This window comes from Streptomyces sp. V1I1, from assembly GCF_030817355.1.
GTDB lineage: Bacteria > Actinomycetota > Actinomycetes > Streptomycetales > Streptomycetaceae > Streptomyces.
The window spans coordinates 6,605,421-6,630,213 of the sequence record NZ_JAUSZH010000001.1 but is presented as its reverse complement, the minus strand read 5'-3'; the positions used below and the strand labels follow the sequence as shown (position 1 = coordinate 6,630,213).

The window sequence follows — 24,793 nt, the reverse complement described above, 5'->3', positions numbered from 1 at the left end:
GGGTGAGTTCGCTGACGTACGACCTCACCCTCGCGGGGCTCGCGGTCGGCAGCGCGGCCGCGCTCACCGGGATCGGGCTGATCGTCACCTACCGGGCGACGGGCGTGCTGAATCTGGCACACGGTGCGATCGCGATGGTCTGCGCGTATGTGCTGCGGCAGTTCGCGGTGGAGTGGGGCTGGCCGCTGCCGCTCGCCGCGGCGGTGACGCTGCTGGTCGTCGCCCCCGGGATCGGGCTCGTCCTGGACCGTCTGGTCTTCCGGCCGATCGCCGTGCTGGACATGGACCCCGGGCGCGCGCTGGTCGCGTCGATCGGAGTGTTCGTCCTGCTCGTCGGGGGCGCGGCGCTGGTGTGGGGCGGCGGGGCGCGGGCGGACGCGCCGGTGCTGCTGCCGGACGACCCGTGGGTGCAGTTGTCGGCCGTACTGCTGCTGGCCGGGCTGGTCACGGCGGTCACCCGGTGGACCCGCTTCGGCCGCGAGCTGCGCGCCGTCGTCGACAACCGTGCGCTCGCGGCGCTGGGCGGGATCGACGCGGACAGGGTGTCGGCGGTGGGCTGGGCGTTCGGCTCGTTCACGGCCGGTGTTACGGGTGTGCTGCTCGTTCCGTACGTACGTCTCGATCCGTACGGGCTGCCGCTGCTTGTCGTCGAGGTGATCGCGGTCGCGGTGATCGCCCGGATGCGGAGCCTGCCGGTGGCGGTGGCCGCGGCGCTGGCGATCGGCGTGGCCCAGGCGCAGTTGACGCGGCTGCACCCCTCGGGGTGGGGCGAGCCGTTGCTCCAGGCGGTGGGCGCCAACCTCTTCGTGGTGGCGCTGCTGATCGCGGCGCTGGTGCTGCCGGGGGTGGGGGCGCGGGACACCCTCGCGCGCCCCGCCGCGCCCGCGGTACGGGTGCCGGGCGTGGTGTGGCTGGTGGCCGCGATCCTGTTCCTGCTCCCCCTCGGCTTCGCGGGCTCGGACCTGCACACCTCGATCCAGGTGCCGGCGCTGGCGGTGATCCTGCTGTCGCTGGTGGTGGTGACGGGCCGGGGCGGCCAGATCTCGCTGGGCCAGGCGGCGTACGCGGGCCTGGGCGCGCTCTTCACGGCGCTGCTCGCGGCCGGGCGCTTCCCGGGGCTCCCGGCGATGCCCGAACTCCTCGCGCTGGTCGTCGCGGTGCTGCTGGTCGCGCCGCTGGGCCTGCTCACGGGCTGGCCGGCGATCGGCCGCCACGGGCTTGCGCTGGCGCTGGCGACGCTGGCGGTGGGGGTGGGCGTGAGCCGCTTCGTCTTCGCGCAGCCGTACGCGACGGCGGGGCTGTCGCTGTCCCGCCCGGCCGGCCTGTCGTCCGACCGGGCTTTCTACGTGGTCGAACTGGCCGTCCTGGCGGGTGCGCTGCTCGCGGTGGGGGCGCTGCGCCGGGGCCGTACGGGTCGCGCGCTCGCGGCCATGCGCGACCACGAACCGGGCGCGTCGGCGGCCGGCGTCCCGGTCCCCGCGCTCAAACTCCTGGCCTTCGTCACCGGCGCGGCCCTCGCGGCGCTGGGCGGCGGCCTGCTCGGCATGGGCCTGCGCGCCTTCGACCCCTCGGCGTACGACCCGGTACGCGGCCTGCTCTGGTTCGCCGCGGTGGTAGTCCTGGGCGCGGACAACCTGGTGGGCCCGCTTGTCGCGGCGGCCCTGCTGGTGGGCCTCGACGCGGGAGCCCGCGGCGGCGTCGCGGCGGCGGTCATCGGCATCCTGGCCATCCTGATCGGCCGCTTCCCGGACGCCCCGAGCCGGACCCTGCGCCGCCTGGGCCTGACGGAGGCGGGAAGGGGCACCGCGGCAGGGCTGAGCGGCCGGGCCAAGACCCCGGCTGCCAGGAGGCGTCCACCCGGGCCTGGCGAAGACGGCCCCGGCGCGACCGGGCCCACCCCCGCCCCGGGCACGCCCGCGCACCGCCCCTCCCGGAGCCTGCCGACCGCCCCCCAGCGGCAGCCAACTCCCCACGCCCACACCCTCGTCGCTCGACGCGTCCGGCTCGACTACGGCGACTACACCGCCCTCGACGGGGTCGATCTCGTCCTCCCCTCCGGGCAGGTCACCGCCCTCATCGGGGCCAACGGGGCAGGGAAAAGCACCCTCTTTCACTGTCTGTGCGGGACCCTCCGGCCCGATTCCGGGCGGGTCGAGCTCGACGGCGTCGACATCACCCGGCGCGCCGCTCACGCGCGCACGCGGCTCGGAATTGCCAGGACGTTCCAGCAGCTCGCCGTGTTCCCATCGTTGACCGTCGAGGAGAACGTACGCATCGGCGCCGAGCAAGGACGCCGACGCGACCCCGAGGCCGTCGGGCCCGTGCTCCGGCTGCTCGGGCTCGACGGGCCCGTCCGGCACCGGGCCGCCGCCGGGCTGTCCACCGGGGCGTTGCGGCGTACCGAGTTGGGACGGGCGCTCGCCGGGGGGCCGCACACGCTGCTGCTCGACGAGCCCGCCGCGGGACTCGACGCCGTGGAGGCGGAGGGGCTCGCCCGGATCCTCAGCGCGCTCGCCGCTGACGGGATGGCCGTGCTCGTGGTCGAGCACGATCTCGATCTCGTCGCGCACATCGCGCACACCGTGCATGTCATGGCGGCGGGGCGGATCGTGCGATGACCGTCGAGATCGAGCTGCGCGCCGCCCGCGTACGGTACGGCCCCCTGGAAGCACTGCACGGCGTCCACGTCCCCGTACCCGCCGGCGCCCTCACCGTACTGATCGGGCGCAATGGCTCCGGCCGTACCACCGCGCTGCGCGCCCTCGCCGGGACCGTGCCGCTCGCCGCCGGCCGGGTGGTGTGGCGCGGCAGCGACGTGACCGGTCTGCGCGCCGACGAACGGGCCCGCCGGGGCCTGTGCTTCGTACCGGATCTGCGCGCGGTGTACGGCACCCTCACCGTCGCCGAGAATCTCGAACTGGCCTCGGTGGACGGGGACTTCGCCCCGGCCATCGACGGCTATCCCGCGCTCCGTCCGCTCCTCGGGCGGCGCGCCGGCACCCTCTCCGGCGGGGAGCAGCGCATGCTCGCGGTCTCCCGCGCCCTGCTCTCACCCGCTCGCGTCGTCCTCGTCGACGAGCCCGCCCAGGGCATGGCACCGCCCGTCGCGGCCCGTACGTACGAACTCCTGCGCGCCCTCGACGCCGCCGTCGTCATCGCGGAACAGCGCCTGCCATCCGGCCTGAGCGGCGTCCGGACACCCCCGGTCCTCGTCCATGAACTGCGCCGCGGCTCCGTCGTATTCAGCGGAGAGCCTGCCGAGCTCAGCCCGGAATGACCAGCATCATGCCCACCTGGAGCAAGCGCGGAGAGCTGCCGATCGTGGCCTTGTTCGCCGCGTACAGCGCCTGCCAGCCGCCCTTGACACCGAAGCGCCCGGCGATCGCGAAGAGCGTGTCGCCGGGCTGAACCGTGTGGACGCGGCCGCTGAGGCCGTACTTCTTGGCGCAGACGGGCCACGCTTCCCATCCCTGCGTACGCAGCACCTCCTCCGCGACCTTGATCTGCTGCTCGCGGGTGGCGAGGTCGGCGCGCGGCGCGTAGACGAGGCCACCGTGCTCCTCCCAGGTGGGCTGCCAGAACTGCAGTCCGCCGTAGAAGCCGTTGCCGGTGTTGGCGTTCCACCGACCGCTGCTCTCGCACGTGGCGAGACAGCTCCACGGCCATCCTCTCGCGACACAGGCGGCCGGTCCGGAGCCGACGCCGACGCCGATGCCGGGGCTTCCGGGTGCGGGCGGCGGCGGAAGCGGGGGCGCGGGGTACGCGCCGCGCAGGGGCACCAGTGCCAGCAGCAGCGCGGCAGCCGTCGTCGTCGGCCAGAAGCGGATCTTCGACATCGGGTCACGCTAGGCAGCGCGGCTCCACGAGAGCCGGTGCCGCGCGCGGGCGGCAGGCAGCCCCACCCGGTCGGACCCGGGCGGGGCTGCCGAAGGGCATCTCAGAGCGCGAGCCGCTGCCCGGGCACGATGAGGTTCGGGTCACCGCCGATGACGGCCTTGTTGGCGGCGTACAGGTCGCGCCAGTCGATGCCGTGCGCCGACGCGATCCCGCTCAGGGTGTCGCCGCGCCGGACGGTGTAGTCGCCGCCCCGGGCGCTGCCGCGTTCGGTGTGGGCGGCTGCCCGCTTCGGCGCCTTTGCCGGAGCCGCGGACGTGCCCTTCGTTCTGGCCTTGTGGGCCGTGGACTTGGGAGCGTCGGCCTTCTGTGCCGCCGGCGCCTTGCCGTATGCCCCGGCCCGCGCCGCGCAGGTGGGCCATGCGCCCCACCCCTGCGCCCGCTGGACCTTCGCGGCGACAGCGATCTGCTGCCCCTTGCTCGCCCGGTCCGCGGTGGACGCGTACGCCCCGCCGCCGTAGGCGCGCCAGGTCCCGGCGGAGAACTGCAGCCCGCCGTAGTAGCCGTTGCCGGTGTTGATGTGCCAGTTTCCGCCGCTCTCGCACGCTGCGATGCGGTCCCATACCCCTTCGTCCGCGGCCCGGGCCTCGCCCGTCGTCGCAGCGAGCAGAGCCAGCGGCGCCACCAGTGCGGCGCTCACCAGCGCCGCGGTGTCACGCCTGCGTATGGAACGGGAACTCGTGAACATCAAATCCCTCTCGAAGGACCCGGGGTCCCCCTGGGCGGTGCCGACTTCGGCGCATCCGGCGCCGTGCGTCAGCTCCGCCTCGCCCACCTGAGGTCAGTCGTTCTGTGCTGCTGCTGCGCCGTACTGGCTGTACGGCCGGCGGGCTGTCCCGGGCGGTGCTCTCTGCACACGGCGGAGGAATCTAGGCAGCTCAACGGTGCGGCATCAACCAATCCCCTGTCATTCCAGGCCAGTTGCCCGTTACTCGCAGTATCGGCGAAATTCGGCGACCCACTTGATTCGCTGATTTCATGATTTGTCGACCTGGCGGCGAAGGGGTCTGTGACCCGCTTCACCGGAGCAAGTTCCGTGTAATCAGCAGCTGTTGACATGGAGTAACCGATTCCGCCCGCCGTTTCACTGCCTGCGTCGGATGGTGCGATTCCGTTCCATTTCACGCGTGACTCCGGCCACAGATCACCCGTTGAACCTTTACGAGCCGGGAACCGCCCGGCGCACGCAACAAGTCCCGAGGAGCCACCCGTGCCGCGCATGCTCGACGTCAGCGAGGACGTACGCGCCGAGATCGGCGACGAAGAAGCCGACCGGCTGCTCGCCGGCGAGAACGCCCCGGGCAGCTACGACTGCACCTCGTGCCGTACCCCGGGCGACTCCGAGCAGGAACGCACCAGTACCGTGCTGTTCGTCGGCGAGGAGACCGCCGTTCTCGCCTTCGCCCACGCCACCTGCATCCCCTCGCAGGTCGTCCAGGTCGCCGAGGACCAGCTTCAGGGCGCCGTTCGGTCCATCACCGGCGACGAGTCACAGGTCCCCGGCGGCGGTCCGCAGCAGGCCGTCCTCGGCATCACCAGCGGTCTCGTACTGATCGACGGCGATCTGCACCCCGCCCTGGTCGTCGAGCCGACCGCGCCCATCGCCCGCCCCGGCACCGCCGGCTTCGGCGGCGACGACTTCCTCCCGCTCCTCATCGAGCAGGGCTTCCAGCCGGTCTCCGACATGAACCGGCGGCCCGGCCGGCTCCCCGGCTGGTCCGTCCTGGTCGCCATGGGACAGCTGCACGCCGTGCTCCAGCCCGGCACCGGCGGCGGCAGCCCGGTCGCCTGGTGGCAGGCCCATCAGCCGCTCCAGGTCACCGACGGCTGGCGCGCGGCCGCCAACAAGTCGCACACGGTGCTCGTCTTCGCCGCCCCGGTCGGCTCGATCGGCCAGCAGCCGCGCGAGGACCTGCTGCGCGAGGCGCTGGAGAAGGCCGCGGCGGGCGGGCGCCTGGTGGCCGCGGCGATGCCGCTCGCGGGCACGTGACGGCGCCAGGGTGCGGACACGTACCCCGGGCGCACGTTTCGTACGTCCCTCGGAAGAATGCGGCTTCGCGCCCGCATCCGTCCGGCGGCGGGGGTCGTTGCAGGTACGTGCACTCATACGACCCCTCCCGCCAGCCGTACCAGAGTCAGATCCCCGCCATGCGCCCCGCGCGTGACGCAACGGCCGGCCACTCGCCCACGCCCATCTACGACACGCTGTACTCCGAGTACCGCAGGGCGTTCAGGGCGCTGCCGGGCGACCGGAGCGGCGAGGAGGATCTCGACTTCAGGGCCTTCGGCACCGGGCTGCACAGCAGCCGCGGCGGGTCATCGGGCCATACGAGCCACCCGGGGACGGGCTGGCAGCCGTACCCGCTGAGCCGGCCGCACAACGGGAACCATGTCCCGGCGGCGCTGCCGCCGGGTCCCCGCCGGGGTCTGTGACCCCGTTTGACGACATGGCGCTGCCCCGGACCGTTCAGCGGTCCGGGGCAGCGCCATTGCCATGCGTTCACATCACTTCTTGCGGCCGCGCTTCTCGCGCACCCGCACCGACATGTGGATCGGGGTGCCCTCGAAGCCGAACTCCTCACGCAGCCGGCGCTCGACGAAGCGGCGGTAGCCGTGCTCCAGGAAGCCGGAGGCGAAGAGCACGAACCGCGGCGGCTTGGTGCCGGCCTGGGTGCCGAAGAGGATGCGGGGCTGCTTGCCGCCGCGGATCGGGTGCGGGTGGGAGGCGACGATCTCACCGAGGAAGGCGTTCAGCCGACCGGTCGGGACACGCGTCTCCCAGCCCGCGAGGGCCGTCTCGATCGCCGGGACCAGCTTCTCCATGTGGCGGCCGGTACGGGCGGACACATTGACCCGCGGCGCCCAGGCGATCTGCCCGAGCTCGGTCTCGATCTCGCGCTCCAGGTAGTAGCGGCGCTCCTCGTCGAGGTTGTCCCACTTGTTGAACGCGACGACCATCGCACGCCCGGCCTCGACGGCCATGGTGATGATCCGCTGGTCCTGGACGCTGATGGACTCCGTCGCGTCGATCAGGACGACCGCGACCTCCGCCTTCTCCACGGCGGCGGCGGTACGCAGGGAGGCGTAGTAGTCCGCGCCCTCCTGGAGGTGGACCCGGCGCCGGATGCCGGCCGTGTCGATGAACTTCCAGGTGACACCGCCGAGTTCGATGAGCTCGTCGACCGGGTCGCGGGTGGTGCCGGCGATCTCGTTGACGACGACCCGGTCCTCGTTCGCCACCTTGTTGAGCAGCGAGGACTTGCCGACGTTCGGGCGGCCGATCAGGGCGATGCGGCGGGGGCCGCCGACGACGTTGCCGAAGGTCTGGGCCGGGGCGTCGGGCAGCACCTCCAGGACGGCGTCGAGCATGTCGCCCGTACCGCGGCCGTGCAGCGAGGAGACGGGGTGCGGCTGGCCGAGGCCGAGCGACCACAGGGCGGTGGCGTCCGCCTCGCCGCTGGGTCCGTCGACCTTGTTGGCGCAGAGCACGACGGGCTTGCCGGCCCGGCGCAGCAGCTTGACGACGGCCTCGTCGGTGTCGGTCGCGCCGACCGTGGAGTCCACCACGAAGACGACCGCGTCGGCGGCCTCGATGGCGTACTCGGCCTGGGCGGCGACGGAGGCGTCGATACCGAGGACGTCCTGCTCCCAGCCGCCGGTGTCGACGACCTTGAAGCGGCGGCCGGCCCACTCGGCCTCGTAGGTGACGCGGTCACGGGTGACGCCGGGCTTGTCCTCCACGACGGCCTCACGGCGGCCGATGATGCGGTTCACCAGGGTCGACTTGCCGACATTGGGGCGGCCGACGACGGCGAGGACGGGCAGCGGGCCGTGACCGGCCTCGCCGATCGCGTGCTCGACGTCCTCGACGTCGAAGCCCTCATCCGCGGCGAGCTCCATGAACTCCGCGTACTCGGCGTCGCCAAGCGCTCCGTGCTCGTGCTCGTCGCCGGAGTGGATCTGGTCGTTCATGAAGTGCTTACCTCGTTAAGTTGCATCATCGATGGACCGCTTGTCGCGCGATCCACTACTCAAGTCTCGCCTAGCGCCCGGTGAGGCGCTTGGCGTTTTCCAGGTGGGCGGTCAGCCGATCCTGGATACGCACAGTGGCGTCGTCCAGCGCCTTGCGCGTGCGGCGGCCGCTGCCGTCGCCCGCCTCGAAGGCGTCACCGAAGACGATGTCGACCCGGCTGCGCAGCGGAGGCAGTGCCCGTATCAACCGTCCGCGGCGCTCCGTGCTTCCCAGCACCGCCACCGGGACGATCGGGGCGCCGGACCGTACGGCGAAGTACGCGAGCCCGGCGCGCAGCGAGGCGAAGTCTCCCTCGCCCCGGGTGCCCTCGGGGAAGATCCCGAGGACGCCGCCGTTCTCCAGCACACCGAGGGCGTTGGTGATGGCGGTGCGGTCGGTGCTCGTACGGTCCACCTTCAGCTGACCGATTCCCAGCAGGAACGGGTCGAGGGGGCCGACGAACGCCTCTTTCTTGATCAGGAAGTGCACGGGACGGGGCGCGGTGCCCATCAGCATCGGCCCGTCGATGTTGTGCGAGTGGTTCACGGCGAGGATCACGGGCCCGGTCGCCGGAACCCGCCAGGCGCCGAGCACCCGCGGCTTGAACAGTCCGTACATGAGCCCGATGCCGATGCCCCGACCGACCGCCGCGCCCTTCTTCGAGGGTACGGTCACCGGGCGGCTCGCTTCTCTGTGTTGTCGGTCGCGCTCCGCCGCTCCTCGACGAGGGTGACGACGCACTCGATGACCTGCTGCAGGGTCAGGTCGGTGGTGTCCACCTCGACCGCGTCGTCGGCCTTGGCGAGCGGGGACGTCTTACGGCTGGAGTCGGCCGCGTCCCGCTTGATCAGGGCTTCCTTGGTGGCCGCGACGTCGGTGCCCTTCAGCTCCCCGCTGCGGCGGTCGGCGCGGGCCTCGGGCGACGCGGTCAGGAAGATCTTCAGGTCCGCGTCCGGCAGGACGGTGGTGCCGATGTCGCGCCCCTCGACGACGATGCCGGTCTCGGCGGCCGAGGCGATGGAGCGCTGCAGCTCGGTGATCCGGGCCCGCACCTCGGGGACGGCGCTGACCGCGCTCACCTTGGAGGTGACATCGGGCGTACGGATCGGCCCGGCGGCGTCCACGCCGTCCACGGTGATGGTGGGGTTGGCGGGATCGGTGCCGGAGACTATGGCGGGCTTGCCGGCGGCGGTGGCGATCGCGGCCGGGTCCTGGAGGTCGACGCCGTTACTGATCATCCACCAGGTGATCGCGCGGTACTGGGCGCCGGTGTCGAGATAGCTCAGCCCCAGCGCTGCGGCGACCGCCTTGGAGGTGCTCGACTTGCCCGTGCCGGAGGGGCCGTCGATGGCGACGATCACGGATTCCACGGTGTCGGACACCTTCCTGGTACGCGGAGAGGGCAGGCGGAATTGCCGGTGGGCCCTGAACAAGGTTACCGAGTACTTGGGCCCGCCTTTACACACGGATGGCGGCGCCACTGGGGCTTCGCCCCGGACCCCAGTCCTCAATCGCCGGAGGGGCTGAATTTCAGCCCGCCGGCGGTTGGAGTCAGGGCGCCGTCCGGCTCCGGGGAACTCCCACCCCGGACCCCCGCTCCTCAATCGCCGGAGGGGCCTGATTTCCCGCCCGGACCGTGGTCACTGGCGGATCGACCAGCCCCGCTCCCGCAACGACGCCGTCAGCACCGTCGCCGCCGCCGGCTCCACCATCAGCTGGACCAGGCCCGCCTGCTGGCCCGTCGCATGCTCGATGCGGACATCCTCGACGTTCACACCCGCCCGGCCCGCATCCGCGAAGATCCGCGCCAGCTCGCCGGGCTTGTCGCTGATCAGGACCGCCACCATCTCGTACGACGTCGGGGCCGCGCCGTGCTTGCCCGGGACGCGGACGCGGCCCGCGTTGCCCCGGCGCAGGACGTCCTCGATACCCTCCGCGCCGTCCTGGCGCTTGGACTCGTCGGAGGACTGAAGGGACCGTAGCGCCTGGACCGTCTCGTCCAGGTCCGCCGCGACCCCGGCCAGCACGTCGGCCACCGGGCCCGGGTTCGCGGAGAGGATCTCGACCCACATCCGGGGGTCCGACGCCGCGATCCGGGTGACGTCACGAATGCCCTGGCCGCAGAGCCGTACCGCCGTGTCGTCCGCGTCCTCCAGCCGGGCCGCGACCATCGAGGAGATCAGCTGCGGGGTGTGGGAGACGAGGGCCACCGCCCGGTCGTGGGCGTCGGCGTCCATGACCACCGGGACGGCCCGGCAGAGCGCGACCAGCTCGAGGGCGAGGTTGAGCACCTCGGTGTCCGTGTCGCGCGTGGGCGTCAGCACCCACGGGCGGCCCTCGAAGAGGTCCGCGGTCGCCGCCAGCGGACCCGAGAGCTCCTTGCCCGCCATCGGATGCGTGCCGATGTACGCGCTCAGGTCCAGGCCCAGAGCCTCCAGCTCGCGCCGCGGCCCGCCCTTGACGCTCGCCACGTCGAGGTAGCCGCGCGCGGTCCCGGCGCGCATCGCGTCGGCCAGCGCGGTGGCGACATGCGCCGGTGGTACGGCGATGATCGCGAGGTCGACCCGGCCCTCGGGCGGGTCGTCCGTCCCCGCGCCGAGCGCGGCGGCGGTACGGGCCCGCGCCGGGTCGTGGTCCACCAGGTGCACGGCGACTCCGCGCCCCGCCAGGGCGAGGGCCGCGGACGTGCCGATCAGGCCGGTTCCGATGACGACGGCGGTTCTCACTGGGCGATGTCCTTGCGCAGGGCGGCCGCGGCACCGAGGTACACGTGCGCGATCTCCGACTTGGCCAGATCCGACTCGACGTGCGCGAGGATCCGTACGACACGGGGCATCGCCCCGACGATGTCCAGCTCCTGCGCGCAGATCAGTGGTACGTCGACGATGCCCAGCTTGCGCGCGGCCGCCGCCGGGAAGTCGCTGTGCAGATCCGGCGTGGCCGTGAACCAGACGCTGATCAGATCGTCCGTGCCCAGCCCGTTCCGCTCCAGGATGGCGGTGAGCAGTTCGCTGACCTGCTCGTCCATGTGTCCGGCCTCGTCCCGTTCCAGCTGGACAGCTCCCCGGACCGCTCGTACCGCCACGTCGTGCTCCTTAACTGTGCGAGTGCTCCGTTCAGCGTAGTCAGGGACCGGGGTGCACGGCTGCGACGACCACCCTTCGAGCACACGGCAGCCCTGCGCTACAACTGGCGGCATGCTCTTTCATGTCGTTCCGGTGGACCAGTGGACGGCGGACGTGGACCGTCCCTACGCCCCGGCCTCCCTGGCCACCGAAGGCTTTGTGCACTGCTCGCCCGACGAGTTGGCCGCGCTCGCCATCGCCGACGGCCTCTACCGGGACGTGCCGGACCTGCTGGTCCTCCAGATCGACGAGGCGGCGCTCGCCGCAGAGATCCGCTGGGAGGGTTCTGAGGACATGCTCTTCCCGCATGTGTACGGGCCGATCGAGCGGGCCGCCGTCACCGCGGTGCTTGCGGTGTGCCGGGACGCGGACGGGCACGCGCGGGATCTCACCCCCTGGGCCTGACGGCCCCGTCCGGAGGACCAGGGCTGGACGCCGGCCCTTCCGCGGCCGTCGCGGACTGGGCTGTCAGACGTACAGCGCGCGCCTGATGCGGCACACGCTGCCCGGTTGCTTCGTCTTCGGCGCTTTGAGCGCCAAGATGCTCGGTGATCCGGCTGAAGGTCACGACAACAGGGAGACAGCCATGGACGCGCGACGAAGGACGCTTCTGGCGGCGGGCGCGGCGGGCGCCGCCGCTCTGGTGTCGGGCTGCGGCGACGAGGACGGGGGCGGCGGCACGACCGGCGAACAGCCGACCAGCGGAGCGCCGAGTGGCTCACCGGCCGGCGCCGAGCTCGCCAAGACCGCCGACATCCCGGTCGACGGGGGCAGGGTCTTCGTCGACGAGAAGGTCGTGGTGACCCAGCCGGAGGCAGGCGAGTTCAAGGCGTTCTCGGCCCTCTGCACCCACCAGAAATGCCTCGTCAGGACGATCGCGGCCGGCACCATCGACTGCCCCTGCCACGGCAGCAAGTTCCGCATCACGGACGGCTCGGTCGCCGAGGGCCCCGCCACCACACCGCTGCCCGCGAAGCAGATCGCCGTCTCCGGGGACACCATCCGGCTGGTCTGACCCCCTCACGTACCCTCTCGCGCATGACGCCCGAGGTGACGCCCGAAGCACTCGTCCGCGAACACACCGTCTACTCCTGCGTGATGGGCTCGCGCGCCTTCGGGCTGGCCACGGACGGCAGCGACACCGACCGCCGAGGGGTCTTCCTCGCCCCGGCCGCGCTCTACTGGCGCTTCGACAAGCCTCCGACGCATCTCGATGGCCCGGCCGACGAGCAGTTCTCCTGGGAGCTGGAGCGCTTCCTGAAGCTCGCGCTGCGCGCCAACCCGAACGTCCTGGAGTGCCTGCACTCCCCCCTCGTCGAGCGCGTCGACGACACCGGCAGGGAACTGCTGGCCCTGCGCGACGCGTTCCTGTCCCGGCAGGCCCACCAGACGTTCGTGCGCTATGCGGTGGGCCAGCGCAAGAAGCTGGAGGCGGACGTCCGCCGGCACGGCGCCCCGCGCTGGAAGCACGCCATGCATCTGCTGCGGCTGCTCGGCAGCTGCCGGGATCTGCTGCGTACGGGCGAGCTGGTCATCGACGCCGGCGCCGACCGCGAGCGGCTGCTCGCGGTCAAGCGGGGCGAAGTGCCGTGGCCGCGGGTCGAGGCTTGGATGACGCACCTCGCGGACGAGGCGGACGCGGCGGCGCCGGGCTCACCGCTGCCGCCCGAGCCCGACCGGGCACGGGTCGAGGACTTCCTGTTCCGCACCCGCCGGGCGTCAGTACTCCAGGCGTACGCGGACCACGAAGTCGCGCAGGGCGTCGTACGCGGTGGGTTCGTCGGGTAGCCGCGAGGCCAGCCGCGCCTCCTCCAGGACTGCGTGCAGCGCTTCGACGTCGGCGCGCACCCGCTCCCGGTCGACGCCGGAAGCGGGGCCGTGTTCGGCGTCCGCCTTGGCCGCGATCAGCTGCGGCAGATGCCCCGGGGCGTCGACCTCCCCGAGGAGGGTGGGCAGATGGGCCTGCACTTCGCCGCTGCGCATCAGATGGATGCCGGTGAGCAGCGCGCGGAAGGTGTACAGCAGCGGTTTGAGCTCCCCGGTCTTCTCGAAGAGCCGCCACTGGGTGTTCGCGAACCCCCGGTAGTGGTGGGCGTGGTGGCTGGTGAGCACGCCGGGGGCGAGCGCGGCCAGCTCCGCGTGCGCGTCCGAGGTGTGCACCACCAGCGGTGAGAGCAGTTGTTCCAGCACATAGCCGTTGCGCCGCAGCATCAGCCGTACGAACTTGCGTACGTCGTGCGTGACCAGGTCCATCTCGACGCCGTCCCGGTCCCACATCCGGGACCGGGTCTCGTCCGGCTCGCTCAGCCCCAGCAGGTCCTCGACGGGCAGCAGATGGACCCCACGCAGGTCCACGTCCGAGTCCCGGGACGGGAATCCGTACAGATGCGCCCCGGAGACGGTGACGAAGAGCAGCGGGCCGGACTGTTCGTCGACGACGGAGCCGAGCTCCATGTCCAGCGGATCAGTCAGCGGGCCGGTCAGCGGATCAGTCAGCGGGTCAGTCATGGATCAAGAGTCCCAGAGGGCGCCGAGCGACATCAGATCGCTGCGGTACTCGATCCGCTCGGACCACTCCTTGGGCCAGACGCCCGCCCCCAGATGCGCGCCGGCGAGCGCTCCCGCGATGCAGGCGATCGAGTCCGAGTCGCCCTTGGTGCAGGCGGCCCGGCGCAGTGCCATGACCGGCTCCTCGGGGAAGAGCAGGAAGCACAGCAGGGCGGTGGCGAGGGCCTCTTCGGCGATCCAGCCGTCGCCCGTGGCCAGGCACGGGTCGGTCTCCGCGTTGGCAGTGCGCACCGCGGTCGCGAGCCGCTCCAGGACCTGCAGGCACTCGTCCCACCCCCGCGCGATGAACGCCTCGGGCGTCGGGTCGTGGGAGTAGGTCCACAGATTGCCGAGCCAGTGGTGGTAGTAGTGGCTGCGCATCTCGTACGCGTACGAACGCAGCTGGCCGACCAGACCCATCGGCTCCGCGCCCTGCGCAAGCAGGAACACCGCGCGCGCCGTGAGGTCGCTCGCCGCGAGGGCCGTCGGATGGCCGTGGGTGAGCGCGGACTGCAACTGCGCGGCGCCCGCCCGCTGTTCCTCGCTCAGCCCCGGTACGAGACCGATCGGCGCGACCCGCATATTGGCGCCGCAGCCCTTGGAGCCGATCTGGCTGGCCTCCTGCCAGGGCCGGTCGCTGTCGAGCGTCTGGCAGGCGACCATGCAGGTGCGGCCCGGGGCGCGGTTGTTCTCCGGGGAGTGGTACCAGTCGACGAACTCCTCGCGCACCGGCCGGGTCAGCCGGGAGGCGACGAGCAGTCCGCGGTCCATCGCGGTGCGTATGCCGCGCGCCACGGCGAGCGTCATCTGAGTGTCGTCCGAGACGATCGCGGGCCTGGGCAGGTTCATCTCCCGCCACGGACCGCACTTGGCGAGGATCTGGGGCACGTCGTCGAACTCGGTCGGAAAGCCCAGCGCGTCCCCGAGCGCGAGCCCGATCAGCGAGCCGGTGGCCGCTTGCTTGGTGATGGTCCTCGTGGTCCTCATGGCGGTCATGCCTGCCGTCCTTCCGGTCGCAGGAGTGGAGGGTGCAGGGCCGAGGCGGCCCCCGCCCGGTACAGTGCGGCCGGTTTCCCGCGGCCGCCGGTGCGGCGCGGCGGGCCCTCGACCGCCTCGACGAAGCCGGGTGTGGTGAGGACTTTGCGCCGGAAGTTGGGCCGGTCGAGGTCGACGCCCCAGACCGTCTCGTACACCTGCTGCAGCTCGCCGAGCGTGAACTCGCACGGGCAGAAGCTGGTGGCCAGGCAGGTGTATTCGAGCTTGGCGCCGATCCGCTCGTGCGCGTCGGCGAGGATCTGGTCGTGGTCGAAGGCGAGCCGGGCGTCGGCGAGAGGCATCCACTGGGCCAGCGCCGCGTCCCCGCCGCCGCGCGGCTCCGGGAGATCCGGCAGCAGCGCGGTGTACGCGACGGACACGACCCGCATCCGCGGGTCGCGGTCGGGGTCACTGTAGGTCCGCAGCTGCTCCAGGTGGAGGTCGGCGACGGTCTCTCGCGACAGGCCGGTCTCCTCGGCCAGTTCGCGGCGTGCGGCCTGCCCGGCGGACTCCCTGGGGCGTACGAAGCCGCCCGGCAGCGCCCAGTCGCCCTTGTACGGGTCCTCCCCGCGCTCGACGAGCAGGACGTTCAGCCGTCCCTCGCGGACGGTGAAGACGGCGAGGTCGACGGTGACCGCGAAGGGCGGGAAGGCGCCGGGGTCGTAGCCCTGCATCATCGTTTCTCCGGAATGGGGGGCGCGAGGGTCCCCGCCACCCCCGCCGCGAGCGCGGCGTCGGAACCTGGTCCACCCCCGTGGGTCCAGGTCCACCAGCCGTACACGGCGGGGGTGGCGATGCGCGGGCGCGCGACGAGCCGGACGCAGAGCGCGCCGCTGCCGAAGCCGAGGAGTTCGACGATGTCCGAGAGACCCACGCCCGCCCCCTTAATAGTCATGTTGACTATAAAGGCGAACGGGCCTGTCCCACAAGATGCGTGAAGCCCGCGGCCGAAGGTGACCGCGGGCTTCGTGCGAGAAGTGGTGTGACTACAGGCCGACTTCCTTCATCAGCATGCCGACCTCGGTGTTGGTCAGGCGGCGCAGCCAGCCCGACTTCTGGTCGCCCAGCGCGATGGGCCCGAAGGAGGTCCGTACGAGCTTGTCGACCGGGAAGCCGGCCTCGGCGAGCATCCGGCGCACGATGTGCTTGCGCCCCTCGTGCAGCGTCACCTCGACCAGGTAGTTCTTGCCGGTGTTCTCGACGACCCGGAAGTGGTCGGCGCGGGCGTAGCCGTCGTCGAGCTGGATGCCGTCCTTGAGCCGCTTGCCCAACTCGCGCGGGAGCGGACCCTGGATGGCGGCGAGGTAGGTCTTCTTCACGCCGTACTTGGGGTGGGTCAGCCGGTGGGCCAGCTCGCCGTGGTTGGTGAGCAGGATGATGCCCTCGGTCTCGGTGTCGAGCCGGCCGACGTGGAAGAGACGGGTCTCGCGGTTGGTGACGTAGTCACCGAGGCACTGGCGCCCGTCCGGGTCTTCCATCGTGGAGACGACACCGGCGGGCTTGTTCAGCGCGAAGAAGAGGTGCGACTGGGTGGCGACGGTCAGCCCGTCGACCTTGATCTCGTCCTTGTCGGGGTCTACGCGCAGCCCCTGCTCGACGACGATCTTGCCGTTGACCTCGACACGGGCATGCTCGATCAGCTCCTCGCAGGCGCGGCGGGAGCCCATACCGGCCCTGGCCAGCACCTTCTGCAGCCGCTCGCCCTCCTGCTCGGCGCCGGGGAAGGTCTTGGGGGTCTTGATCTGCGGCTTGTCGGCGTACCTGTCCCGGTTGCGCTGCTCGATCTTGGCGTCGAGCTCACGGGGGCGGGCCGGTGCGCCGCGCCGGGAACCCTGAGGCTTCTGCGCAGGCTTCGGGCCGCCCTTGGCGCCGCCGCGCGCGGACGCGCCGCGGCCCTTGCGGGCGCCGCCGCCTTCCTCGGTGGAACCGCCCACGTCGTAACGGCGCTCCTCGGGCCGGGGGCGGCGGGGGCGCTGCCCCTGCTTGTCGTCGCGCCCCTTCCCGCCGGCGCCCCGGGAGTCCCGGTTCCCGCCGACGCCCCGGGAGTCCCGGTTGCCGCTTCCGCTGTTCCTGCCGCTGCTTCGCATCAAAATTCCGTCTTGTCGTCTGCGTCGGTGTCCGGTGCGTCCGGATCGAACGACGGCACACCCTCTTGCGTCTCGGCCTCGATCGCCTCCGCCTCAGGGAGAAAGGGCGCGAGCTCCGGAAGCTCGTCCAGGCCGCGCAGGCCCATCCGCTCCAGAAAGTAGTTCGTCGTCCTGTACAGGATCGCACCTGTTTCAGGTTCCGCGCCCGCCTCCTCGACCAGACCGCGCTGGAGGAGGGTGCGCATGACGCCGTCGCAGTTCACTCCGCGTACGGCCGAGACGCGCGAACGGCTGACCGGCTGGCGGTATGCGACGACCGCGAGGGTCTCCAGGGCGGCCTGGGTGAGCCGGGCCTGCTGCCCGTCGAGTACGAAGCGCTCCACGGCGTCGGCGTGCTCGGCCCGCGAGTAGAACCGCCAGCCGCCCGCGACGAGCCGCAGCTCGAAGCCGCGGCCCTGGACCGTGTACTCGTCCGCCAGCTCCCGCAGCGCGTCGGCGACGGCCCGGCGGGGCCGCTCCAGGACCTTGGCGAGGTGCTCTTCGGTGGCCGGCTCGTCGACGACCATGAGGACCGCTTCGAGCGCGGGCTTGAGATCGCTCACGCCTTCTCCTCCTCCTGGTTCTCGCGAACCTCTTGATCGAATTCATCGGTGACAGTCGCATCCGACTCGCCGCCGGTCCACTTGACCACGAGTTCCCCCAGGGCGTCGTCCTGCTCCAGGACGACGGCCTTGTCGCGGTACAGCTCCAGCAGCGCGAGGAAGCGCGCGACGACGGTGAGGGTGTCCGGCGCGTCCGCGGCGAGCTCGCGGAAGGTGACCTCACCGGCCTCCCGCAGCCGCGCCACGACCACCTCGGCCTGCTCGCGCACGGACACGAGGGGGGCGTGGATGTGGTCGATGTACACCTGCGGCTTGGGCCGGGGCTGCATCGCCTTCACGGCGAGCTTGGCGAATCCCTCGGCGCCGATGCTGATGACGACTTCGGGCAGCAGCTCGGCGTACTGGTCTTCGAGTCCGACGGTACGGGGGTATCGCTTGCCCTCTTCGTCCAGCCGCGCGCTGAAGATCTCGGCGATCTGCTTGTACGCGCGGTACTGCAGCAGCCGGGCGAAGAGCAGATCCCGCGCTTCGAGCAGCGCGAGGTCGGCCTCGTCCTCCACCTCGGCTGTCGGCAGCAGCCGGGCGGCCTTGAGGTCGAGCAGGGTGGCGGCGACGACGAGGAACTCGGTGGTCTGGTCGAGGTCCCAGTCGTCGCCCATGGCCCGGATGTGCGCCATGAACTCGTCGGTGACCTTGGAGAGGGCGACTTCGGTGACGTCGAGCTTGTGCTTGGAGATCAGCTGCAGCAGGAGATCGAAGGGCCCTTCGAAGTTGGCAAGCCGCACCTTGAACCGCCCATCGTCGACGGCTTGCTCGGTGGGGACACCTTCGACGGCTTCGGGCTCACCCGGGGCTCGGGGCTCACCCGGGGCTCGGGGCTCACTCGGGGCCTCGGGCTCACCCGGGGCCTCGGGCTGTGCCGCGTCGGTCTCGCCGGGAGCGTCCGTCGCGCCCGCCTCCGGCTCGCTCGGGGCTTCGGGCTCCGGGGCCTCGGTCTCACCCGGCTGGTCGGTCTCGGCCGCCTCCGGCTCGCCCGGGGCTTCTGGCTCTGCGGCCTCCGCCTCGCCGGGGGCGTCCCGCGCGCCCGGGCCGCGGCCCAGCGAGCGGCGGGGTGAGCGAAACGAGCCGGCGCCCCCGGCCGAAGGCTGGGGGCTGGCGGAGTCATCGGTCGGGGGCATCGCGGTCCAGGGGCAAAAGGAGCAGGCAGGGCAGCGCGCAGGCTACCGTCAGCGCCCGCGCAGACGTCGTACGAGAATGCTCGCCTCGCCGCGCTGCTCAAGATCCGCCAGTACCACCGCCACCGCCTCGCGGACGATCCTCCCGCGGTCGACGGCCAGCCCGTGCTCGCCACGCAGCACCAGCCGCGCATGCTCGAGGTCCATCAGTTCCTCGGCCGAGACATAGACCGTGATCTTCTCGTCGTGCCGTTCGCGGCCGCTGGGCCGGCGGTTCGCGCCACGCCCCCGGCGGCGCGTCTGTCCGGTCGGCGAAACGGCGGCGGCTCCCGCTGAGGCCGCCTCCTGCGGGCGACGGGCCTTCGGCACTGCTTCGGCTTCGGCCCCCCGGCTGCGCCCCTCCGCGGAGGAGTCCGCGTCCGCCGTGGAGTGTTCCTCCGACGACGAGGTGGACGAAGTGGCGGACGAGGACGGTTCGGACGCGCCATCGCCGGCCGGATCGCTCTCCCCCGCCGGCGCCGGCACCCTCGGCTCGCCGTTCGCCTTGCGGCGCTGCGACGCAGGGGAGGAAGCCTGCAGCGCCATGCCCCCGGTCGTACGGAACAGCTCGTCGGCCCCGGGCAGACTCACTCGGCGTGACACCGGGCGAGCACCTCCCTGGCGAGCTGACGGTAAGCGGCGGCGCCGACGGAGTTCGATGCGTACGTGGTGATGGGCTCACCGGCGACCGTCGTCTCCGGGAAGCGCACGGTCCGCCCGATCACCGTGTGGTAGACGTGGTCGTCGAAGGCCTCGACCACCCGCGCCAGCACCTCACGACTGTGCACCGTGCGCGAGTCGTACATCGTGGCGAGGATGCCGTCGAGCTCCAGGTCGGGGTTGAGCCGCTCCTGGACCTTCTCGATCGTCTCGGTCAGCAGCGCCACCCCGCGCAGTGCGAAGAACTCACACTCGAGCGGCACGATCACCTTGTGCGCGGCGGTCAGCGCGTTCACCGTGAGCAGGCCCAGCGACGGCTGACAGTCGATCACGATGTAGTCGTAGTCCGACATCAGCGGCTTCAGCGCGCGCTGAAGGGTCGACTCGCGCGCGACCTCGCTCACCAACTGCACTTCCGCGGCCGAGAGATCGATGTTGCTCGGCAGCAGGTCCATGTTGGGCACCGCGGTCTTCAGGAGCACCTCGTCCGCCGCCATGCCCCGCTCCATGAGCAGGTTGTAGACGGTGAGGTCGAGCTCCATCGGGTTGACGCCGAGGCCGACCGACAGGGCTCCCTGCGGGTCGAAGTCGACGAGCAGCACACGCCGTCCGTACTCCGCGAGCGCGGCGCCCAGGTTGATGGTCGACGTCGTCTTGCCGACGCCGCCCTTCTGGTTGCACATCGCGATGATCTTCGCGGGACCGTGGTCGGTCAGCGGGCCCGGGATCGGGAAGTACGGCAGGGGCCGCCCGGTGGGGCCGATCCGCTCGCGGCGCTGACGCGCGGCGTCAGGGGCGAGGGTGGCCGCGTACTCGGGGTCTGGCTCGTACTCGGCGTCTGGGTCGTAGAAGTGCCCCTCGGGGACTTCCTCGTAGGCGGCGAAGTGGGTGGACTCTCGGCCACTCTCGTTGCCGGCCATGGCGTTCACGTGTTGGCCGTCCATCATCTTCATCGTGTGGGCTGTCGTGATGTGCGTCGTGTGCTGGCGTGTCGCGGAGGTTCGGACAGCGACGGAGCCGACAGCCTCGAGCCCGGGCTGCTCTGTTGACGGGACTCGGCCCCTCGCTGGGGGCACCTCCCCCACGCCCCCAGGGCGTCGGGGGGGAATACCTGGTTGACCACCCCCGGGAGTAAATGTCGACTCATTCACAAGTCGTCTTACCTCCTTGGACGTGACCAGGAAACTTTATCGATAGGTCAGCGTGGCACCATGCCGACGGTTGGCGACTCTATGGCGTGTCACCGGTCCGCAGCAACACAATCCGCCGGACCCGGCCCGATGTGTCGGCAACCGAACACCCTTCTGTCAAGAGTGCTCAGGACTTCCGGCGTGACCTGGCCCTCTGGTTTCGGTGGTGCGCGAAACGGCTAAAGGGTTACGTTCGACGCGAGTTGAGCGAGCGTCGCAAAAAGGTCGGATACACATCCGGCCGGACCTTGCTCGGCAAGGTCCGGCCGTGGGATTGATGTTGACGACGCGCGTTGACGCCTAGCCGAGGAGCGCGCTCAGTTCGACGCTCTGAAGGCCGTGAGCCTCTGCGACCGGGCCGTAAACGACCTGGCCGTCATGGGTGTTGAGACCCTTGGCGAGCGCGGGGTCGCGGCGCAGCGCCTCGACCCAGCCGCGGTTCGCGAGCTCCACGATGTACGGCAGCGTCGCGTTGGTGAGCGCGTACGTGGAGGTGTTGGGCACCGCGCCGGGCATGTTGGCGACGCAGTAGAAGACCGAGTTGTGGATCATGAAGGTCGGTTCGGCGTGAGTGGTCGGACGCGAGTCCTCGAAGCAGCCGCCCTGGTCGATTGCAATGTCGACAAGTACACTTCCGGGCTTCATCTTGGCGACGAGCTCGTTGGTGACCAGCTTCGGGGCCTTGGCGCCCGGGATGAGAACGGCGCCGATGACGAGGTCCGCCTCGACGACGGCCTTCTCCAGCTCGAAGGCGTTGGAGACGATCGTCTTCACCTTGGTGCCGAAGACCTTGTCTGCCTCGCGCAGCTTGTTGATGTCACGGTCGAGCAGGGTGACGTGGAAGCCCATGCCGACGGCGATCTGCGTGGCGTTCCAGCCGGAGACGCCGCCGCCGATGACTACGGCCTCGCCGGCCGCCGCGCCCGGGACGCCGCCCGGCAGCACACCGCGGCCGCCGACCGAACGCATCAGGTGGTACGCGCCGACCTGCGGGGCCAGCCGGCCCGCGACCTCGGACATCGGGGCGAGCAGAGGCAGCGCGCGGTTCGCGGTCTCCACCGTCTCGTACGCGATCGCGGTGGTGCCCGACTCCAGCAGGGCGTCCGTGCACTCGCGGGAGGCGGCGAGGTGCAGGTAGGTGAAGAGCGTCTGGTCCTTGCGGAGGCGGTGGTACTCCTCGGCGATGGGCTCCTTGACCTTCAGCAGCAGGTCGGCGATGGCCCAGACCTCGTCGGCGGTGGGCAGGATCTGCGCACCCGCGGCGACGAACTCGTCATCCGTGATCGAGGAGCCGACACCGGCGTTCTGCTCGATGAAGACCTGGTGGCCGTGGCGCACGAGCTCGTGCACGCCGGCGGGGGTGATCGCCACCCGGAACTCGTTGTTCTTGACCTCGCGGGGGATGCCGACCTTCACGTCGATCACGGTCCTTGGCTCAGGGGATACAGGGGGCATTGCCATACATACCCGGATACGCATGACGCACCGGATGACACCACGAGAACACGTGGCGGAGCCAGTCTAATGAAGGATTTCTCGCTGTCTAGCCTTACAAAGCATCAATCCTTGGCTGAAGTGCTACGGATTTCGTAGGTGGAACCCTCCTCTTCGAGCAGTCTTTCCGCAGCGGAACGGTGCAGCCGGGCTGCCGCCGGGTCGCCCAGCCGGTCGAGGGTGTCGGCCAGCCTGAGCTGCAGAGCAGCCTGCAGCCGTACGTCCCCGGCCTGCCGCGCCCAGTCCACCGCCTCCTTGCAGGTGTGCAAGGACTCTTCCGGCCGGCCCGCATATTCCTGTACGCGAGCCGCCTCGCTCAACGCTCGTGCCTGGGACGGGAGATCGCCGACTCTGCGGTAGCCGGCCACCGCGGCCCGCCAGCTGCGCAGCGCGTCGCCGTACCGGCCGGCGTAGGTGTGCGCGGCGCCGAGCCGGCCGTACAGCCGTGCCTCGTCGGCCCGCTCGCCGCGCGCCTGGCGTTGGGCCAGCGCCCGTCCGTACCAGTCGGCGGCCCGCTGCCAGTCCCCCAGTTCCTGGTAGGCGCCGCCTACGGATTCCATCGCGCGGCCGGTCGCGTACGGGTCCTTCGCGGCCCGTCCGGCGTCCAGCGCGGCCCGGTAGCGGGCCAGCGCCGCCTCGGTGCGGCCGGTCTGCGCATCCAGATCGGCGAGATTGAGCAGGGCCGCTGCCTCTTCCCGGTGCAGCCCGCGTCGCGCGGCGACGCCGAGAACCAGCTGGTGCAGGCCGTAGAGCTCGGGAGCGGCGGCCTCGGTGCCGCGGTGCGCGGCCAGTGCCCTGACCAGCGCCGCAACCAGCCGGCGCGCCAGGGTGTCCAGCCCGCCGTCCTCGACAGCCAGGCGTGCGGATGCCAGCAGGGCGGGCAGCCGCGCGCTCAGCCACGCGGCCGCGGCGGGCGCGGTCGGAAAACGCAGCGCGCTCGGCAGCTCGGCCAGCTTCTTGCGCGCCGGGGAACCGTCCGGCTCGGTGATGGCACGGCAGGACTGCAGCTGTCGTACGGTTCGCTCCAGCATCCGGGCGCGGGCCAGCTGCACCTCGGCAGGCCTGTCCTGTGTCTGCAGCAGGGCGCGCAGCATCGGCAGGAGACAGCCCGGCACCACGTACTGCCCTTCCCCTGTCTCCGGTAGAGGGGCACCCACCGAGTGCAGCAGGCGGAGGGCGACGAAGTCGTCCAGCGTGGACTGGGCGGCCGAGAGCGAGCAGCCGGCCAGCGCGGACGCGGTGTGCGCGTCGGCGAGCCCGCCGGGCGCGAGGGCCAGCAGTCGCAGAATCCGGGCAGCCGACTGCGGCAAGGACTCGTACACCAGCCGGAAGGCCCGGGCCAGCGGCCTTGCGCCCCTGGGCTGCGCCCCGTCGTCGGGCAGTGCCCGCAGCCGCTTGGCCACGTCGGCGACGGACGCCCTCGGCCTGCCTGCGAGCCAGCCGCCGACCAGGACCAGGGCTGCGGGAAGCCCGCCGCACTCTTCGGCGACGGACTCGGCGGCCTGCGGGTCGACGGTGATCCGCACCGACCCGGTGAAAGTGCTGAGCAGTTCGATCGCGGACTTCGCGTCCATCCCGCCGAGCGTGCACGGCCGTACGTCGGGGATGCCGGTCAGCGGCCCCTCGGAGACCGCCACGGCCAGGCAGTCGGGGTTGTCGGGCAGCAGCGGGTCGACCTGCTCGGCGTCACCGGCGTCGTCGAGGAGCAGCAGCGTCCGGCGTTCCGCGAGCGCCTCGCGGACCATCTCGGTCAGCTCGTCCTCGTCGGCGCCGGGCGGCGATGCGATGCCGAGGGAGTCGAGCAGTTCGCGGGCGGCGGAGTCCATCGGGACGCGCCGCCCGCCGGGTTCGGTCAGCCGGGCTCGCAGCACCCCGTCGGGATAGTCGTCGGCGAGCCGGAAGGCGAGTTCCTCGGCGAGTGCGGTGCGTCCGGATCCGGGCCGCCCGGCGATCAGGAGAACGCGGGCGCGGGGTGCCTTGCGTCCGGACAGGGTGTTCAGGCCGGCCCGTTCGATATCGGCCCGCAGGGACTTCAACTCCCGCTGCCGCCCGAAGAATTGGTCCCGGGACGCCCCGGCCCGGCCGCCCGAGTCCACCGCTTGATCCGCCACGGGCCACGCTCCCGTCCAGTCCGCGCACGAGCCGAGCCCGCCGGGACTCCGCACGGGCGTTCCGAGCGTAGTTCACTCTCTGCGACGATCCCTGCAGAGCGCGGCGGGGGCATCGCCCAATCGGATCAGCAGGTCGTCGGAACAAAGCCCCCGATCGGACCCGATGGGACCCGATGGGACCCGATCGGACCTCGCTCAGGCCTCGAAGGGGCGGGCGGGCCAGGGGGCCTCGGCCGGGCGCAGCGAATCGAAGCCGTCGCCCGCCAGTACGGCGGTGGCCGACAGGAGGCCCACGACGAGGCAGTTGTTGTGGAGATCACCGGCGAGCACGCCACGTACGAGCTCGTCGAGCGGTACCCGCGCGAGCTCCATGTCGGCCTCCTCCTCGGAGACCTCGAAGCGCTCGCCCTCGGCCTCCGACAGATCACGGGCGAGGAAGATCCGTACGGCCTCGTCGCAGCCGCCGGGCGTGGTGTAGACGTCGACCAGCACCCGCCAGTCCTCGGCCTTGACGTGCACCTCCTCGTACAGCTCGCGCTGCGCGGCGTGCAGCGGGTTCTCACCCGGCACGTCCAGCAGGCCGGCCGGAATCTCCCAGAGCCTCTGGCGCACGGGGTGCCTGTACTGACGCAGTACGAGGACACGGCCCGTGTCGTCGAGCGCGAGCACCGCCACCGAGCCGGGGTGGACCTGGTAGTCCCGCCGCGCGACCGTGCCGTCGGGCATGACCACGTCGTCGGTGCGGACGCTGGTCTTGTTGCCCCGGAAAGGCGTCGCGGTAGCGGCGACGTGCCACTCCTCGGGCGTGTCCTTGATGGTCAT

At 71.6% G+C, this 24,793-nt stretch carries 25 protein-coding genes and 2 pseudogenes; 8 read left to right on the top strand and 19 right to left on the bottom strand.

Going from position 1 to position 24,793, the window contains the following annotated elements; genetic code table 11:
* Positions 1 to 2 precede the first annotated feature (2 nt).
* Both QFZ67_RS31050 and QFZ67_RS31045 read left to right on the top strand, forming a co-directional pair.
* Positions 3 to 2,618 carry an ATP-binding cassette domain-containing protein gene (locus QFZ67_RS31050; protein WP_307664362.1) on the top strand — a complete coding sequence of 872 codons (2,616 nt, stop codon included), beginning with the start codon at positions 3 to 5 and terminating at the stop codon, positions 2,616 to 2,618.
* Positions 2,615 to 3,277 carry an ATP-binding cassette domain-containing protein gene (locus QFZ67_RS31045; protein WP_307664361.1) on the top strand — a complete coding sequence of 221 codons (663 nt, stop codon included), beginning with the start codon at positions 2,615 to 2,617 and terminating at the stop codon, positions 3,275 to 3,277. The genes QFZ67_RS31050 and QFZ67_RS31045 overlap by 4 nt, the downstream gene beginning before the upstream one ends.
* Here QFZ67_RS31045 and QFZ67_RS31040 read toward each other — a convergent pair.
* Together QFZ67_RS31040 and QFZ67_RS31035 are read right to left on the bottom strand one after the other, a co-directional pair.
* Entirely contained in the window at positions 3,264 to 3,836 is a 573-nt protein-coding gene (locus tag QFZ67_RS31040) for a transglycosylase family protein (RefSeq protein WP_307664360.1), read from the bottom strand. The two genes, QFZ67_RS31045 and QFZ67_RS31040, sit on opposite strands and share 14 nt — an antisense overlap.
* 101 nt (positions 3,837 to 3,937) lie before the next feature.
* Positions 3,938 to 4,582: a transglycosylase family protein gene (locus tag QFZ67_RS31035; protein ID WP_307664359.1), complete on the bottom strand. Its 645-nt coding sequence runs from the start codon at positions 4,580 to 4,582 to the stop codon at positions 3,938 to 3,940.
* A gap of 522 nt (positions 4,583 to 5,104) precedes the next feature.
* Between QFZ67_RS31035 and QFZ67_RS31030 the strand changes: the two genes are divergently transcribed.
* On the top strand, positions 5,105 to 5,884 hold the full coding sequence (locus QFZ67_RS31030; protein WP_307664358.1) for a hypothetical protein: 780 nt from the start codon (positions 5,105 to 5,107) through the stop codon (positions 5,882 to 5,884).
* A gap of 158 nt (positions 5,885 to 6,042) precedes the next feature.
* Positions 6,043 to 6,327 carry a hypothetical protein gene (locus tag QFZ67_RS31025; RefSeq protein WP_373430150.1) on the top strand — a complete coding sequence of 95 codons (285 nt, stop codon included), beginning with the start codon at positions 6,043 to 6,045 and terminating at the stop codon, positions 6,325 to 6,327.
* A gap of 72 nt (positions 6,328 to 6,399) precedes the next feature.
* On the opposite strand, the gene der is transcribed toward QFZ67_RS31025, so the two are convergent.
* The 5 genes from der to aroH all read right to left on the bottom strand — a co-directional run bounded on the left by der (position 6,400) and on the right by aroH (position 10,991).
* Positions 6,400 to 7,866 carry a ribosome biogenesis GTPase Der gene (gene der, locus QFZ67_RS31020; RefSeq protein WP_307664356.1) on the bottom strand — a complete coding sequence of 489 codons (1,467 nt, stop codon included), beginning with the start codon at positions 7,864 to 7,866 and terminating at the stop codon, positions 6,400 to 6,402.
* Positions 7,867 to 7,936: 70 nt separating this feature from the next.
* Complete coding sequence (locus tag QFZ67_RS31015; protein ID WP_373430149.1) at positions 7,937 to 8,647, bottom strand: lysophospholipid acyltransferase family protein; 711 nt, start codon at positions 8,645 to 8,647, stop codon at positions 7,937 to 7,939.
* On the bottom strand, positions 8,578 to 9,288 hold the full coding sequence (gene cmk, locus QFZ67_RS31010; RefSeq protein ID WP_307664355.1) for a (d)CMP kinase: 711 nt from the start codon (positions 9,286 to 9,288) through the stop codon (positions 8,578 to 8,580). The genes QFZ67_RS31015 and cmk overlap by 70 nt, the downstream gene beginning before the upstream one ends.
* A 258-nt stretch (positions 9,289 to 9,546) precedes the next feature.
* On the bottom strand, positions 9,547 to 10,632 hold the full coding sequence (locus QFZ67_RS31005) for a prephenate dehydrogenase (protein WP_307664354.1): 1,086 nt from the start codon (positions 10,630 to 10,632) through the stop codon (positions 9,547 to 9,549).
* Positions 10,629 to 10,991: a chorismate mutase gene (gene aroH / locus QFZ67_RS31000; protein WP_307664353.1), complete on the bottom strand. Its 363-nt coding sequence runs from the start codon at positions 10,989 to 10,991 to the stop codon at positions 10,629 to 10,631. Before aroH ends, QFZ67_RS31005 begins: the two co-directional genes overlap by 4 nt.
* A gap of 112 nt (positions 10,992 to 11,103) precedes the next feature.
* Between aroH and QFZ67_RS30995 the strand changes: the two genes are divergently transcribed.
* The 4 genes and pseudogenes from QFZ67_RS30995 to QFZ67_RS30980 all read left to right on the top strand — a co-directional run bounded on the left by QFZ67_RS30995 (position 11,104) and on the right by QFZ67_RS30980 (position 12,819).
* Complete coding sequence (locus QFZ67_RS30995; RefSeq protein ID WP_307664352.1) at positions 11,104 to 11,436, top strand: DUF952 domain-containing protein; 333 nt, start codon at positions 11,104 to 11,106, stop codon at positions 11,434 to 11,436.
* Positions 11,339 to 11,566: pseudogene (locus tag QFZ67_RS30990) on the top strand (hypothetical protein); the annotation flags it as partial. The gene QFZ67_RS30995 and the pseudogene QFZ67_RS30990, both read left to right, overlap by 98 nt.
* Before the next feature lie 51 nt (positions 11,567 to 11,617).
* A complete protein-coding gene (locus tag QFZ67_RS30985; protein WP_307666034.1) occupies positions 11,618 to 12,046 on the top strand; it encodes a Rieske (2Fe-2S) protein in 429 nt (142 codons plus the stop codon).
* Between the two features lie 23 nt (positions 12,047 to 12,069).
* Complete coding sequence (locus tag QFZ67_RS30980; protein ID WP_307664351.1) at positions 12,070 to 12,819, top strand: DNA polymerase beta superfamily protein; 750 nt, start codon at positions 12,070 to 12,072, stop codon at positions 12,817 to 12,819.
* On the opposite strand, the gene QFZ67_RS30975 is transcribed toward QFZ67_RS30980, so the two are convergent.
* The 12 genes and pseudogenes from QFZ67_RS30975 to QFZ67_RS30920 form a co-directional block, all read right to left on the bottom strand.
* Positions 12,751 to 13,503 carry a DNA polymerase beta superfamily protein gene (locus tag QFZ67_RS30975; protein WP_307666033.1) on the bottom strand — a complete coding sequence of 251 codons (753 nt, stop codon included), beginning with the start codon at positions 13,501 to 13,503 and terminating at the stop codon, positions 12,751 to 12,753. The two genes, QFZ67_RS30980 and QFZ67_RS30975, sit on opposite strands and share 69 nt — an antisense overlap.
* Before the next feature lie 39 nt (positions 13,504 to 13,542).
* Positions 13,543 to 14,565, bottom strand: a complete 1,023-nt coding sequence (locus QFZ67_RS30970; protein ID WP_307666032.1) for an ADP-ribosylglycohydrolase family protein — start codon at positions 14,563 to 14,565, stop codon at positions 13,543 to 13,545.
* Positions 14,566 to 14,570: 5 nt separating this feature from the next.
* Positions 14,571 to 15,290 (bottom strand): NUDIX domain-containing protein, encoded by a 720-nt coding sequence (locus QFZ67_RS30965; protein ID WP_307664350.1) that lies wholly within the window; start codon positions 15,288 to 15,290, stop codon positions 14,571 to 14,573.
* Positions 15,291 to 15,316: 26 nt separating this feature from the next.
* A pseudogene (locus tag QFZ67_RS30960) lies at positions 15,317 to 15,508 on the bottom strand (hypothetical protein); the annotation flags it as partial.
* Between the two features lie 91 nt (positions 15,509 to 15,599).
* On the bottom strand, positions 15,600 to 16,700 hold the full coding sequence (locus QFZ67_RS30955) for a pseudouridine synthase (protein WP_307664349.1): 1,101 nt from the start codon (positions 16,698 to 16,700) through the stop codon (positions 15,600 to 15,602).
* Positions 16,700 to 17,302 carry an SMC-Scp complex subunit ScpB gene (gene scpB / locus QFZ67_RS30950; protein ID WP_373430148.1) on the bottom strand — a complete coding sequence of 201 codons (603 nt, stop codon included), beginning with the start codon at positions 17,300 to 17,302 and terminating at the stop codon, positions 16,700 to 16,702. Before scpB ends, QFZ67_RS30955 begins: the two co-directional genes overlap by 1 nt.
* Complete coding sequence (locus QFZ67_RS30945) at positions 17,299 to 18,480, bottom strand: ScpA family protein (protein WP_307664348.1); 1,182 nt, start codon at positions 18,478 to 18,480, stop codon at positions 17,299 to 17,301. Before QFZ67_RS30945 ends, scpB begins: the two co-directional genes overlap by 4 nt.
* 48 nt (positions 18,481 to 18,528) lie before the next feature.
* On the bottom strand, positions 18,529 to 19,119 hold the full coding sequence (locus tag QFZ67_RS30940) for a hypothetical protein (RefSeq protein WP_307664347.1): 591 nt from the start codon (positions 19,117 to 19,119) through the stop codon (positions 18,529 to 18,531).
* Positions 19,104 to 20,252, bottom strand: coding sequence for a ParA family protein (locus QFZ67_RS30935; RefSeq protein WP_307666030.1), 1,149 nt, complete (start codon positions 20,250 to 20,252; stop codon positions 19,104 to 19,106). Before QFZ67_RS30935 ends, QFZ67_RS30940 begins: the two co-directional genes overlap by 16 nt.
* Positions 20,253 to 20,666: 414 nt before the next feature.
* The gene (ald, locus tag QFZ67_RS30930; RefSeq protein WP_307666029.1) at positions 20,667 to 21,782 is read right to left on the bottom strand and encodes an alanine dehydrogenase; all 1,116 of its coding nucleotides are present in this window, start codon (positions 21,780 to 21,782) and stop codon (positions 20,667 to 20,669) included.
* 143 nt (positions 21,783 to 21,925) lie between these two features.
* Positions 21,926 to 23,971: a tetratricopeptide repeat protein gene (locus QFZ67_RS30925; RefSeq protein WP_307664346.1), complete on the bottom strand. Its 2,046-nt coding sequence runs from the start codon at positions 23,969 to 23,971 to the stop codon at positions 21,926 to 21,928.
* A 195-nt stretch (positions 23,972 to 24,166) separates the two neighbouring features.
* Positions 24,167 to 24,793, bottom strand: a complete 627-nt coding sequence (locus tag QFZ67_RS30920; protein WP_307664345.1) for an NUDIX hydrolase — start codon at positions 24,791 to 24,793, stop codon at positions 24,167 to 24,169.